General features: G+C 74.7%; 13 protein-coding genes. 9 read left to right on the top strand and 4 right to left on the bottom strand.

All coding sequences use genetic code 11. The annotated features are described in order from the left end of the window. The first annotated feature begins 91 nt into the window (after positions 1-91). The 5 genes from ACLQ22_RS12725 to ACLQ22_RS12705 all read left to right on the top strand — a co-directional run bounded on the left by ACLQ22_RS12725 (position 92) and on the right by ACLQ22_RS12705 (position 4,787). Entirely contained in the window at positions 92-847 is a 756-nt protein-coding gene (locus ACLQ22_RS12725) for an NUDIX hydrolase (protein ID WP_425692433.1), read from the top strand. Continuing rightward, a complete protein-coding gene (locus ACLQ22_RS12720; protein ID WP_425692432.1) occupies positions 844-1,818 on the top strand; it encodes a serine/threonine protein kinase in 975 nt (324 codons plus the stop codon). The genes ACLQ22_RS12725 and ACLQ22_RS12720 overlap by 4 nt, the downstream gene beginning before the upstream one ends. A 9-nt stretch (positions 1,819-1,827) precedes the next feature. Further along, a complete protein-coding gene (locus ACLQ22_RS12715; RefSeq protein ID WP_425692431.1) occupies positions 1,828-2,787 on the top strand; it encodes a hypothetical protein in 960 nt (319 codons plus the stop codon). A gap of 46 nt (positions 2,788-2,833) precedes the next feature. Continuing rightward, positions 2,834-4,096, top strand: coding sequence for an adenylosuccinate synthetase (locus ACLQ22_RS12710; RefSeq protein WP_425692430.1), 1,263 nt, complete (start codon positions 2,834-2,836; stop codon positions 4,094-4,096). 91 nt (positions 4,097-4,187) lie between these two features. Then, positions 4,188-4,787, top strand: coding sequence for a DedA family protein (locus ACLQ22_RS12705; protein WP_425692429.1), 600 nt, complete (start codon positions 4,188-4,190; stop codon positions 4,785-4,787). 157 nt (positions 4,788-4,944) lie between these two features. On the opposite strand, the gene ACLQ22_RS12700 is transcribed toward ACLQ22_RS12705, so the two are convergent. Then, positions 4,945-5,589 (bottom strand): TetR/AcrR family transcriptional regulator, encoded by a 645-nt coding sequence (locus ACLQ22_RS12700; RefSeq protein WP_121397247.1) that lies wholly within the window; start codon positions 5,587-5,589, stop codon positions 4,945-4,947. A 67-nt stretch (positions 5,590-5,656) separates the two neighbouring features. Here ACLQ22_RS12700 and ACLQ22_RS12695 point away from each other — a divergent pair, with 67 nt between their 5' ends. The 4 genes from ACLQ22_RS12695 to ACLQ22_RS12680 all read left to right on the top strand — a co-directional run bounded on the left by ACLQ22_RS12695 (position 5,657) and on the right by ACLQ22_RS12680 (position 10,557). Next, complete coding sequence (locus ACLQ22_RS12695; protein ID WP_089002639.1) at positions 5,657-6,109, top strand: SCP2 sterol-binding domain-containing protein; 453 nt, start codon at positions 5,657-5,659, stop codon at positions 6,107-6,109. A 1-nt stretch (position 6,110) separates the two neighbouring features. Then, positions 6,111-7,325, top strand: a complete 1,215-nt coding sequence (locus ACLQ22_RS12690; protein WP_366641372.1) for an acyl-CoA dehydrogenase family protein — start codon at positions 6,111-6,113, stop codon at positions 7,323-7,325. A gap of 177 nt (positions 7,326-7,502) precedes the next feature. After that, positions 7,503-9,065 carry an AMP-binding protein gene (locus ACLQ22_RS12685; RefSeq protein WP_425692428.1) on the top strand — a complete coding sequence of 521 codons (1,563 nt, stop codon included), beginning with the start codon at positions 7,503-7,505 and terminating at the stop codon, positions 9,063-9,065. A gap of 55 nt (positions 9,066-9,120) precedes the next feature. Beyond that, on the top strand, positions 9,121-10,557 hold the full coding sequence (locus tag ACLQ22_RS12680) for an MFS transporter (protein ID WP_425692427.1): 1,437 nt from the start codon (positions 9,121-9,123) through the stop codon (positions 10,555-10,557). Positions 10,558-10,566: 9 nt separating this feature from the next. On the opposite strand, the gene ACLQ22_RS12675 is transcribed toward ACLQ22_RS12680, so the two are convergent. The 3 genes from ACLQ22_RS12675 to purD are packed head-to-tail and all read right to left on the bottom strand — an operon-like array spanning position 10,567 to position 13,233. Beyond that, positions 10,567-11,415 carry a hypothetical protein gene (locus ACLQ22_RS12675; protein WP_425692426.1) on the bottom strand — a complete coding sequence of 283 codons (849 nt, stop codon included), beginning with the start codon at positions 11,413-11,415 and terminating at the stop codon, positions 10,567-10,569. After that, positions 11,408-11,926, bottom strand: coding sequence for a SigE family RNA polymerase sigma factor (locus tag ACLQ22_RS12670; protein WP_425692425.1), 519 nt, complete (start codon positions 11,924-11,926; stop codon positions 11,408-11,410). Before ACLQ22_RS12670 ends, ACLQ22_RS12675 begins: the two co-directional genes overlap by 8 nt. 59 nt (positions 11,927-11,985) lie before the next feature. Further along, positions 11,986-13,233: a phosphoribosylamine--glycine ligase gene (gene purD, locus ACLQ22_RS12665; protein ID WP_425692424.1), complete on the bottom strand. Its 1,248-nt coding sequence runs from the start codon at positions 13,231-13,233 to the stop codon at positions 11,986-11,988. Positions 13,234-13,264: the final 31 nt, after the last annotated feature.

Raw genomic sequence — 13,264 nt, 5'->3', positions numbered from 1 at the left:
GCCCCTGCCGGATCCGGATCCCGGGCTTGGCAGGGGCGTTTCCATGCGCTAAGTTGTTCTCATAGCGAGATGTTCTCAGAATGAGAGAGACATGGTTGACGAGCAGGACTTCCTGGCCGGGTACGACCCCGCGGCCTACCCGGCGGTCGCCGTGACCGTCGACGTGGTGGCGCTGACCATCCGGGACGGCGCGCTGCACCTGCTGCTGATCCGGCGCGGTCAGCCGCCCTTCGAGGGGCACTGGGCGCTGCCCGGCGGCTTCGTCCGCCCCGACGAGGACCTCACCGCCGGCGCCCGACGGGAGCTGGCCGAGGAGACCGGGCTCGGCGGCGAGGGGCTGCGCCGCGTACACCTGGAGCAGTTGGGCAGCTACGGCGCCCCCGACCGCGACCCGCGCATGCGCGTCGTCTCGGTCGCCCACCTCGCGTTCGCCCCCGACCTGCCCGACCCGGCCGCCGGCACCGACGCCGACGAGGCGGTCTGGCTGCCGGTGACCGCGCTGACCGGCCGGCAGCTCGCCTTCGACCACGGCCGGGTCATCGACGACGCGCTGGAGCGGGCCCGGTCCAAGCTGGAATACACCCCGCTCGCCACGCGCTTCCTCGCCGGCGAGTTCACGATCAGCGAGCTGCGCGCCGTCTACGAGACGGTCTGGGGCCACCCGCTGCACGCCGGCAACTTCCACCGCAAGGTGCTCTCCGTGCCGGGCTTCGTGGAGAGCACCGGCACCAGCACCGAGCGCGGCGGCGCCCGGGGCGGCCCCCGCGCCCGGCTCTACCGGGCCGGCGACGCCCGGCTGCTGCACCCGGCGCTGCTGCGCCCCGCCCGGGAGGAGGCGGTCCGATGAGGACCGCCGACGCCGTCCGCCTGGTCGCGGCGGCCCGCACCGACGCCGACCTGTTCGGCACGGACCAGCCGGCCCGGCGCTACCGCGAGCTGGTCGCGGCCCTGCACCCCGACCGCCTGCCGCCCGACCCGGCGGTACGCGCCGAGGCCACCGACGCGTTCATCCGGGTCACCACCCGCTGGCGGGCCCGGCAGGTCACCGTCCTCGGCGACTACCGACTCGGCACGCCGGCCTACTCGGGCGACCTGGCCGACCTCTACGACGTCGGGGCCGACCGGCTGCTCAAGCTGCCCCGGCGGCCCGCCGACAACGACCTGATGGCCCGCGAGGCACACGCCCTGCGCACCATCGCCGAGCGCGGCGACCCGCGCTACCTGCCCTACGTGCCCCGGCTGGTCGAGGACTTCCCGCACCGGGACGCCGCGACCGGCGCCGAACGGCGGATCAACGTGCTCGCCACCGCGCCCGGACTGCACGACCTCGACGAGGTCCGGCGCGCGTACCCGGACGGGCTGGACGCCCGCGACGTGGCCTGGATGTGGCGCCGGCTGCTGGTGGCGCTCGGCCTGGCCCACGGGGCGGGCATCGTGCACGGCGCGGTCCTGCCGCCGCACGTGCTGATCGAGCCGGACGGGCACGGCGTGGTGCTGGTCGACTGGTGCTTCTCCGCCCCCGTCGGCGGCACGGTCCCCGCGCTGGTGCCCGGCTACGACGCGAACTGGTACCCGGACGAGATCCCCCGGAAGAAGCCCTGCGGGCCGGGCACCGACATCGCGATGGCCAGCGTCTGCATGAGCTGGCTGATGGGGCCGCGCGCGCCCCGCGAGCTGCACGACTTCGCGCGGGGCTGCCGCCAGCGGTCCCTGGACGCCCGGCCCGACGACGCCTGGCGCCTGCTGCGCGAACTGGACGAGGTGCTGGAGCGGCTCTACGGGCCGCGCACCTTCCGACCCTTCACCCTCAACCCGTAAGGAGCTGTCATGGGCAGTGGAATGTGGTCCACCGACGTGTACGACGCCGCCGACCGCTACCGCCGGAAGACCGGCAAGAGCGCGTTCTCCTACAGCGACAGCGGGGCGCGGACCGTGCACTCCGCCCTCGACCCCCGCGACGCGATGCGCGAGAGCCGCGACTCCGCCGAGCACCCCCGGTCGACGCCCATCGCGGTGCTCTTCGACGTCACCGGCTCGATGCGCAACGTGCCGCGCGTCCTGCAGACCAAGCTGCCGCAGCTGCTCGGGCTGCTGCAACGGCAGGGCTACGCCAGCGACCCGCAGATCATGTTCGGCGCGATCGGCGACGCCACCTGCGACCGGGTGCCGTTGCAGGTCGGCCAGTTCGAGTCGGACAACCGGATGGACGACGACCTCGGCCGCATCGTGCTGGAGGGCGGCGGCGGCGGACAGATGACCGAGTCGTACGAGCTGGCCATGTACTTCATGGCCCGGCACACCGTGACCGACTCCTGGGAGAAGCGCGGCCGGCGCGGCTACCTGTTCATCATCGGCGACGAGCTGGCGTACCCGAAGGTGAAGGCCCGGGAGGTGGCCCGCGTCATCGGCGACGACATGCGCCAGGACGTGCCGCTGCGGCAGGTCGTCGACGAGTTGACCCGCCGCTGGGACACCTACTACCTGCTCCCCGCCGGCAGCCACAACTCCGGCAACGCCAAGGTGCTCGACTTCTGGCGGAACCTGCTCGGGCAGAACGCCGTAGTGCTGGACGACCTCGACGCGGTCTGCGAGACGATCGCGCTCACCATCGGGCTCGGCGAGCAGGCCATCGACCTGGACGAGGGCCTGCGCGACCTCGACCGGGCCGGCTCGGGCGCCACCGGCACCGTGTCCAAGGCGCTGGCCCGCCTGCGCGGAGGGCGGCGCGCCGAGGTGTCGACGCTGCCCGCGTTCCGCGACACCGGCGGCGAGGTGACCCGGCTGTGAGACCCGTGACGGTGGTCGGCCCCGGCTCCGGAAAGGTGACCCGGCGATGAGACACGTGGCGGTGGTCGACCTCGGCTACGGCGACGCCGGCAAGGGCACGGTCGTGGACTGGCTCTGCGCCACCCGGCCCGTGCACACGGTGGTCCGCTTCAACGGGGGCGCACAGGCGGCGCACAACGTCGTGCTGCGCGACGGGCGGCACCACACGTTCGCGCAGTTCGGCGCCGGCACGTTCCACCCCGGCGTCCGTACGCACCTGGCGCGGCACGTGGTGGTGGACCCGCTGGCGCTGGCCGCCGAGGCCGACCACCTTGCCTCGGTCGGGGTGCCCGACGCGCTCGACCGGCTGACCGTGGACGGGGAGGCGCTGCTCGCCACCCCGTACCACCGGGCCGCGAACCGGGCCCGGGAGATCGCCCGGGGAGCCGACCGGCACGGCTCCTGCGGGCTCGGGGTGGGCGAGACCGTCGCGTACGGTCTCGCCCACCCCGGCGAGGCGCCCCGGGTGGCCGACTGCCGCAACCCGGCGCTGCTGCGCCGACGGCTGACCGCCCTGCGGGACCGGCTGACCGCCGAGCTGGGCCCGCTGGACGCGCCACCGGTCGAGGACTGCCTGCCCGCGTTCACCGGCTTCGCCGGGCGGGTCGCGATCGTCGACCGGAGCTGGCTGGCCGGGGCGCTGCGCGCCGGCACCTGCGTCTTCGAGGGCGCGCAGGGGGTGCTGCTCGACGAGTGGCACGGCTTCCACCCGTACACCACGTGGAGCACCACCACCTTCGCCAACGCCGACAGCCTGCTCGCCGAGGCGGGCCAGCCCGGCGGCGCCACCCGGATCGGCGTGCTCCGGGTGGTCACCACCCGGCACGGGCCCGGCCCACTGGTGACCGAGGACCCGGCCCTGCCGCTGGCCGACCCGCACAACCCGACCAACCCGTGGCAGGGGCGGTTCCGGTTCGGCCACTTCGACGCGGTCGCCCACCGGTACGCCCTCGCCGCCGCCGGCGGGGTCGACGGCCTGGCGCTCACCCACGTCGACCTCGCCGGCCCCGGGCTGCGGATCTGCCGCCGCTACGACACCACCGACCGGCTCACCCCGGGCCCGCCCGGCGACCTGGACCGGCAGGCCGCACTCACCGCCCGCCTGCTGCGCTCCCGTCCGGTGTACGACGACCCGCCCGTCGACTGGCCGTCGGCGGTGGCCCGGGAACTCGGCGCGCCGGTGGTGCTCACCTCGCACGGCCCCACCGCCCGGGACAAGACCGCGTACGGCCCGCTGCTCACCCCGCCCTCCCTCCTCACCACCCCCTGAGCCCCCACGCCCGTCGCCCGCCAAGATCGACGGGGTGGGGATCCGGGGACTCGGGCACCGGGGGGCTCGTCGGGCGGCGAGCATGGGAGGCATGGAGTCCGTGCTCGACCTGCTCCGGCAGCTGGTCACCTCACCGTGGGTGTACCTGCTGATCTTCGGGCTCACCGCGGTCGACGCGTTCTTCCCCGCCGTGCCCGGCGAGGCGGCCGTGATCACCGCCGCCGTGCTCGCCACCGGCGGCGACCCCGACCTGGTGTGGGTGATCGTCGCCGCCGCGCTGGGAGCCTTCGCCGGCGACCACGTCTCGTACGCCATCGGTCGCGGCGGCGGCGCGAACCGGCTCGCCCGCTTCCCGGCGGACAGCCGGCGCCGGGCCAGCTCCGAGTGGGCCCGGCGGGCGCTGCAGCGGCGCGGCGGGCTGATCCTGACCACGGCCCGGTACGTCCCCGGTGGCCGCACGGCGGTGACCCTCACCATGGGCGCGGTCCGCTACCCGATCCGGTCGTTCCTGCTCTTCGACGCCGTCGCGGCGGTGAGCTGGGCGCTCTACTGCGCGCTGCTCGGCTACTTCGGCGGGCTGGCCTTCGAACGCGATCCCCTCAAGGGCATCCTCGCCGGGGTGGGCCTGTCGCTGGCGATCACCCTCCTGCTGGAGTCGTTCCGCTGGCTACGCCACCGCAGGCGCCGCTGAACCGGGCGACGGGACGCGCCCTACCCGCCGCCGAACCGCGCGACGGGTGAAACGCCACGGCTGTCTCGGGTCGTCTTTGACGACCATGGCGTTCCACCCGTGCGACTGCTGCCGTGCGGATGCCCGCCGCCGGCAGGCGGGTCGGCGGGCGGGCGGGTCAGGAGGGGGTGGCCCGTGGGTGCCAGGTGACGCCGTGGAGGAGTTGACCCGCGCCCAGCCAGGCGACGTTCATCATCCGGGTGGCGGTCTTCTCCGGGTCGGCCTCCGGGTGGTCGGCGAGCCAGTCCGCCAGCGACTCGGTCGCCCCCACCAGGGCGTACGCGACGACCTCCAGGTCGGTCTCGCCCACCTCGCGGCCCTCGGCGCGCAGCGCGTGGTCGAGCATCCCGGCGACCACCTCGACCAGCCGGGCGCGCATGCCGGCCAGCTCGCCGGCGAAGGGCTGCTCGCCCCGGGCCTGCCGGTAGAGCACCGCCCAGCCGTCGCGGTGCGCCCCGACGAAGCCGAAGAAGGCGCGCAGCCCACGCCAGAGCCGCTCGTCGGCCGGCAGTTCGGGGGCGGCCGCCCCGGCGATGGCCTGCATCATCCGGGTGCCCTCCCGGTGCAGACAGGCGACGAAGAGTTCTTCCTTCGTGCCGAGGTACGCGTAGACCATGGGCTTGGAGATGCCGGCGTCCTCGGCGATCTCGTCCATGCTGGCCGCGTGGAAACCCCTGCGTGAGAACACTTTCACGGCCGCGTCGAGCATCTGCTGCTCGCGTACGGCGCGGGGGAGGCGCTTGAAGGTGGGTGGGGTGGACACCTTGCGAGCATACCTACTCGCCCGTAAGGTTACGCACGAGTAGCCAATACCCGGAAGGTGCAGCCCCATGACTGACTTCGACCCGGCCAACTTCGCGAACGTCGGCCCCAAGGAGTTCGCCCAGCTGGTCAAGTCCACCCCGGACGACAAGATCGCCGAGGTGATGTCCGGCGACCTGCGCGGCAAGATCCTCGGCGAGGTCTTCGGCCGGATGCCGCAGCTCTTCCGCGCCGACCGGGCCGGCTCGACCAACGCGGTCATCCACTGGAACATCACCGGCCGTCCCGACGGGGGCACCGACACCTACGAGGTGGTCATCGCCGACGGCGCCTGCACCGTCAACGAGACCCCGCAGCACGACCCGAAGCTCAGCCTCACGATGGGCCCGGTCGAGTTCCTGAAGATCGTCTCCGGTGGCGCGAACCCCGTCATGATGTTCATGACCGGCAAGCTCAAGGCCAAGGGCGACCTGGGCCTGGCCGCCAACATCGCCAACCTGTTCGACATCCCCAAGGCCTGACATGGCCGAGTTCTCGCTCGACCTGAACGAGGAACAGCGGGATCTGCGCGACTGGGTGCACGGCTTCGCCGCCGAGGTCGTGCGCCCGGCCGCGGCCGAGTGGGACGCCCGGGAGGAGACTCCCTGGCCGATCATCCAGGAGGCGGCGAAGGTCGGCCTGTACGGCTTCGAGTTCCTCGCCACCTGCTGGGCCGACCCCACCGGCCTCTCCCTCCCGATCGCCAGCGAAGAACTCTTCTGGGGCGACGCCGGCATCGGGCTGGGCATCTTCGGCACCTCCCTCGCGGTGGCCGCGATCTACGGCGCCGGCACCCCCGACCAGATGGTCGAATGGGTGCCGCAGTGCTTCGGCACCGTCGACGAGCCGGCCGTCGCCGCGTTCTGCACCACCGAGCCCGAGGCCGGCTCCGACGTCGGCGCGATGCGCACCCGGGCCGTCTACGACGAGGCAGCCGACGAGTGGGTGCTGAGCGGGCAGAAGGCGTACGCCACCAACGGCGGGATCGCCGGGGTGCACGTGGTCACCGCCTCGGTCGATCCGTCGCTCGGCTCCCGCGGGCAGGCCGCGTTCGTCGTACCGCCGGGCACCGCCGGCCTGACCGCGACCCGCAAGCTGCGCAAGCTGGGCCTGCGCGCGTCGCACACCGCCGACGTCTTCCTCGACGACGTACGCGTGCCGGGGCGCTGCCTGCTCGGCGGCCGGGACGCCCTGCTCGAACGGCTCGACCGGGCCCGCTCCGGCAAGCGCGCCTCGGGCCAGGCCGCCATGCGCACGTTCGAACTCTCCCGGCCCACCGTCGGCGCGCAGGCGCTGGGCGTGGCCCGGGCCGCCTACGAGTACGCCCTGGACTACGCGAAGGAGCGGGTCCAGTTCGGCCGCCCGATCATCGAGAACCAGGCGGTCGCGTTCGCGCTCGCCGACATGAAGATGGAGATCGACGCGGCCCGGCTGCTGGTCTGGCGCGCCTCGTGGATGGGCCGCAACAACCGGCCCTTCACGGCTGGCGAGGGCTCGATGTCCAAGCTGAAGGCCGGCGAGGTGGCCGTCTCCGTCACCGACAAGGCCGTGCAACTGCTCGGCGGGGCCGGCTTCCTGCGCGACCACCCGGTGGAGCGCTGGTACCGGGACGCCAAGATCTACACCATCTTCGAGGGCACCTCCGAGATCCAGCGGCTGGTCATCTCCCGGGCCATCTCCGGCGTCCAGATCCGCTGACCGAGCGCAGCACCGAGCCACGGCACCACCTCACCGGTGCGCAGCGCGGCCGCCGTACCGGAAGTGTGCCGGTCCGGGGCGTCCGCCGCACCCGTACCACCGCGCACCTGATCTCCCGATCGCCCGCGTGGGGCCCTTGCCCGGGGCCCCACGCGCACCGCCTGAGGAGGTTGCGTCATGGATCTGCCGTTCGTCGTCGCCACCCTGACCCGACGCGGGCTGCTCGCCCCCGGCCGACCGATCCGCGTCGCCTCCCAGCTCCGGGCGCTGCGCAAATGGGGCTGGAACATCGCCGGTGAGCTGCGCCAGGCCGCCGCCCGCGACCCCGACCGGACGGCCGTCGTCGACGAGCAGGGCACCGGCCTGACGTACGCCGAACTGCTCGACCGGGCCGAGCGGCTGGCCCGGGGGATGCGGACGGCGCTCGGGGTGCGGGCCGGGGACCGGGTCGGCGTGCTCTGCCGCAACCACCACGGCCCGGTCGAGACGATCGTGGCCGCCACCCTGCTGGGCGCGGACGCGGTGCTGGTCAACACCGGGCTCTCCGCCGGGCAGCTCGCCACCGTGGCGGAGGAGCAGCGGCTGCGGGTGCTGGTGCACGACGCCGAGTTCGCCGACCGGGTCGCCAACCTCCCCGCCGGGGTGCAGCGGCTCGACGGGCGCGCCCGGGAGGCGCTCGTCGCCGGCGCGGTCCCCGGCGAACTGCGTCCCCCCGAGCGCGACGGCCGGATCATCGTGCTCACCTCCGGCACCACCGGCGCCCCCAAGGGTGCCCGGCGCCCCACGCCGAACGGCTTCGGCCCGCTGGTCTCCATCATCGACCGGATCCCGCTGCACGCCCGGGACACCGTCATGATCGCCGCGCCGCTCTTCCACACCTGGGGGTACGCCGCCCTCCAGGTCTGCTTCGCCCTGCGGGCCACGATCGTGCTGCACCGCCGCTTCGACCCGGCCGCCACGCTGGCCGCCCTGGTGGCGCAGCGCTGCGACGCGCTCTTCGCCGTGCCGGTGATGCTGCAACGGCTGCTGGAGGTGCCGCCGCCGGACCCCCGCCCCCCGCTGAAGGTGGTCGCGGTCAGCGGCTCCGCGCTGCCGGGCGGCCTCGCCCTGCGGTTCATGGACGGCTACGGCGACGTGCTGCACAACCTCTACGGCTCCACCGAGGTCTCCTGGGCGTCCATCGCCGGCCCCGCCGACCTGCGCGCGGCTCCGACCACCGCCGGCCGCCCGCCGCACGGGACCCGGCTGGAGATCCTCGACGCGGCCGGCGAGCCGGTGCCGGCGGGGCAGGTCGGCCGGATCTTCGTCGGCAACGAGATGCTCTTCGAGGGCTACACCTCCGGGGCCGCGCGGGAGCACCGCGACGGCCTGCTCGACACCGGAGACCTGGGGCGGCTCGACGCCGACGGGCTGCTCTTCGTCGACGGCCGGGCCGACGACATGATCGTCTCGGGCGGGGAGAACGTCTTCCCGGCCGAGGTGGAGGACCTGATCGCCCGGCTCCCGCAGGTACGCGAGGCCGCCGTGATCGGCGTACCGGACCCGGAGTACGGCCAGCGGCTCGCCGCGTTCCTCGCCCTGCACCCCGGCGAGACGCTCGACGCGGAGGTGGTCCGCGAGTACGTCCGGCACTACCTGGCCCGGTTCTCCGTACCCCGGGACGTGGTCTTCGTGAAGTACCTGCCCCGCAACGCCACGGGCAAGGTGCTGGCCCGCGAGCTGCGCCGCTACTACGGCTGACCGTTCCCCGGCCGTTACTGCCCGGATGCCCCGCCGCCCCTAGGCTGGCGGCACCATGATCGGCTCCGGACCGCGCCGCCGTGCCCGTCACCGCCACCATCCCCGTCACCGCCAACCGGGACCACGGAGGGCACCGCTGCTGCTGGTCGAAGCGGCGACGCTGCTCTCCAACACCGGCAACGGCGTGGCGAACGTGGCCCTGCCCTGGCTGGTGCTGGAACGCACCGGCAGCCCCACCGCCGCCGGCGTGGTCGCGGCGGCCAGCGCCCTGCCGCTGCTGCTGTCCGGCCTCGTCTCCGGCACGATCGTGGACCTGCTCGGCCGGCGGCGCACGGCACTGGTCTCCGACACGCTCTCCGCCGTCTCGGTCGCCGCGATCCCGGTCGTCGACGCGCTGCTCGGGCTGAACCTCGGCTGGATCGTCGCGCTGGCCGTGCTCGGCGCGGTCTTCGACCCGGCCGGCCTGACCGCCCGGGAGACGCTGCTGCCGGCCGCCGCGCAGGCCGCCGGCTGGCGGATCGAACGGGCCAACGGGGTGCACGAGGCGGTCTGGGGGCTCGCCTTCCTGATCGGCCCCGGTGTCGGCGGCGTGCTCATCGCCGCGATCGGCCCCGGCTCGACCCTCTGGGTCACCGCCACCGGGTTCGCGCTGGCCGTCGCGATGATCTCCGCCGTCCGGCTGCCCGGGGCCGGCCGCCCCGAACGTCCCCCCTCCGGGTTGTGGCGCGGCACCGTCGAGGGGCTGCGGTTCGTCTGGCGGGACCGGCTGCTGCGGACCATCGCGCTGCTCTCGATGGTGCTGGCCGCGCTCTACCTGCCGGTCGAGGGCGTGCTGCTGCCGGCGTGGTTCGTCGGCCAGGGAGAACCGGCCCGCCTCGGCGCGATCCTGATGGCGATGAGCGCCGGCGGAGTCGTCGGTGCGCTCGCCTCCGGCGCGGCGGGCCGGCGGATCCGTCGCCGCACCCTGATGGTGACCGCCCTCGTCGTCATCGGCGTGGCCCTCGTCGGGCTGGCCACCCTGCCGCCGTTCCCGGCCATGATCGGCTTCGCCGTCGCGATCGGGCTCGCGTACGGGCCGGTCAACCCGCTGTCCAACTACGCCATGCAGACCCGCACGCCGGAACGGTTGCGCGGGCGCGTGGTCGGGGTGATGACCTCGTTCGCGTACGCCGCCGGCCCGGCGGGCTACCTGCTCGCCGGGCCGCTGGTCGGCTGGCTCGGGCTGCGTACCGCCTTCCTGGTGCTGGCCGGGGCGCTGCTGGTGGCGGCGCTGACCGCCGTGCCGCTGCCGTCGCTGCGGGCGCTGGACGAGCCGCCCCGCTATCCGCCCGCCCCGCCCGGCGGCCCGGCGAACCGGGTGGAGGAGCCCGTCCCGCTCAACGGGCAGTACGCCTCCGCGGCGCACCGGGACGCGCCCCGCGTACAGGGGCGCGTCCGGGTCGACGAGCTGTGGACGCCCGCCGCGCACCGGGACGCGCCCGCGCGGGGGTGACGGCCCGCGTCAGGGATGGAGCGTCAGCCCGGGCGTGGTGGCGATGGCCGCCAACTGCGCCACGGTGAGCACCGGCGGCGGACCGAACCGGATCGTCGGCGTCGCGCCGTCCTCCCCGCCCTCGACGTGGTGGTTGTCCGTCGTCACCGTCACGGACGTGCCGTCCGCCCGGCGCACCTGCGCCCAGCGCTGCTCGAAGCCCTCGTCGCCCGGGGTGACCGTGCTGGTGGCGAGGGTGCCGCCGTCCGGCAGGCGGCTGCTCGTGCAGGTACGGGGGTCGGGGGCGGCGGCGCATCCTTCGGACGCGTCGACGGCCGTCGGGATCAACGACACCGTCACGTTGTCAACCCGGCCGTTGCCGCGCAGCCGGGCGTGGGCGTAGTAGTGCCAGTGGCTCTTCTCGTAGGTGAACTGCACCGGGTCGCAGCCCGGGATCGTGCCGTGGACCGTCAGCCCCGCCGGCACGACGGCCGCCAGCGCGGGACGCAGCACGAGGGTCAGCCGGGCCACGCCGGCGTCGGGGCGTTCGGTCGGCCGGTCGCGCACCGTGTCGTACGACTGCTGGGGCGCCGGCGGTCCGCTCGGCTCCGGTTCCGCCACCGGGCAGAGCGCCGCGTCGGTGGACGGCGAGCCGTCACCGGTCGGCAGGGTGGGTCCACCCGGTCCGGCGGCCGGGCCGACGAGCAGCGCCGGTGTCAGCACGACCGCGGCGACCAGGGCGGCTACCCCGGTGCCCGCCGTCGCCCACACCCGATGGCGGCGGCGCCGCCGGTCGTCGGCGATCAGCCGGTCCACGTCGATCCGGGTGGGCGGCGGCGACGCCACCGCGGTGCGCAGCTGCCGGGCGAGTTCATCCATCGGTGCGTGCCTCCTCGGCTCGGGCCGGCGCGCCCACGAGGCGGCTCCGCAGCGCCTCGATCGCGCGCGCCGACTGGCTCTTGACGGTGCCGGTGGTACAGCCGAGTTCGCGGGCGGTCTCCTCCACGGACAGGTCGCAGAAGTAGCGCAGCACCAGGACCGCGCGACGGCGCGGCGGCAGCTCGGCCAGCAGGGCGAGGACGGTCAGCCGGTCGGCGGCGCCGTCGGTGGCGGAACGGACGGCGCCGTCGGGGACCTCGGCCCAGGCGGCCTCGCGTCGCCACGGCCGCCGTCGCTCGTCCAGCCAGACCCGCAGCAGGGTACGTCGGACGTACGCGTCGGGGCTGTCCATCCTGGACACCCGCCGCCAGTGCCGCAGCAGCTTGACCAGCGCCGTCGACACCAGGTCGTCGGCCGTGTGCCAGTCACCACAGAGCAGGTACGCCGTGCGGCGCAGCGGCTCCAGCCGCGCCCCGACGTACTCGCGGTAGCCCTCGATGTCGGCAGGCAATCCCGCCACCTCCTCGCCTCACCGCTCAAACGGAGGCGGGGAGGGGGGAGGTTGCCCGGTCAGCCGGGAATGCTGATCCGACCCTCGACGGCGGCGGAGGCGATGTCGGTGCGGTGGTGCGCCCCGGCCAGCTCCACGCCGGCCACCAGCGCGTACGCGGCGTCCCGGGCGGCGGGCAGGTCGGCACCGGCGGCCGTGGCGCAGAGGACCCGGCCACCGGCGGAGCGCAGCGCCCCGTCGGCGTCCCGGCGGGTGCCGGCGTGGATGATCCCCGGCCCCTCGGCCCCGGTGATCACGTCGCCGGTGCGCGGGGCGGCCGGGTAACCGTCGGCGGCGACCACCACCGTGACGGCGGCACCGTCGCGCCAGCGCAGCGGCGGGTGCCCGGCCAGCGTGCCGGTCGCGGCGGCGTGCAGCAGCCCGGCCAGCGGGGTCTCCAGCAGCGCCAGCACCACCTGCGTCTCCGGGTCACCGAAGCGGGCGTTGAACTCGATCACCCGGGGGCCCTCGGCGGTGATCGCCAGCCCGACGTAGAGCAGGCCCGCGAACGGGGTGCCCCGGCGGGCCATCTCCGCGAGGGTCGGGTGCACGACGTCGCGCATGACCTCGTCGACCAGGCCCGACGGCGCCCAGGGCAGCGGCGCGTACGCCCCCATGCCGCCGGTGTTCGGGCCGGTGTCGCCGTCGCCGACCCGCTTGAAGTCCTGCGCCGGCAGCAGCGGCACCGCCGCCTCGCCGTCGGTGACCACGAAGAGGGAGACCTCCGGGCCGGCCAGGTACTCCTCGACGACGACCCGACCGCACTCCTCGGCGTGCCGCAGCGCGGCGGCGCGGTCGTCGGTCACCACGACGCCCTTGCCGGCGGCGAGCCCGTCGTTCTTCACCACGTACGGCGCGCCGAACTCGTCCAGCGCCCTGCCGGTGCTCTCCGCGTCCGTGCAGGTGTACGCGCGGGCGGTCGGTACGCCGGCGGCGGTCATCACGTCCTTGGCGAACGTCTTCGAGCCCTCCAGCCGGGCGGCCTCGGCGGACGGCCCGAACGCGGGGATCCCCTTGGCGCGTACGGCGTCGGCGACCCCGGCCACCAGCGGCGCCTCCGGCCCGATCACCACCAGGTCGGCCCCGGTCTCCACCGCCAGCGCGGCGACGGCCTCCGGATCGCAGACATCCACCGTCCGCAGCGAGGCGACCGAGGCGATCCCGGGATTACCGGGCGCCGCGACCAACTGCTCGACGGCCGGATCCGCAGCCAACCCGAGCGCGAGCGCATGCTCCCGCCCCCCACCACCAAGAAGAAGAACCCGCACGCCCGCATCCTACTGACCCCCTCCCCTGTCC

Origin of the sequence: Micromonospora sp. DT178 (assembly GCF_049841695.1) — a bacterium.
In the GTDB taxonomy this organism is placed as follows: domain Bacteria; phylum Actinomycetota; class Actinomycetes; order Mycobacteriales; family Micromonosporaceae; genus Micromonospora.
The sequence above is the reverse complement of the archived record's forward strand: the minus strand, read 5'-3'. Positions and strand labels throughout refer to the sequence as shown.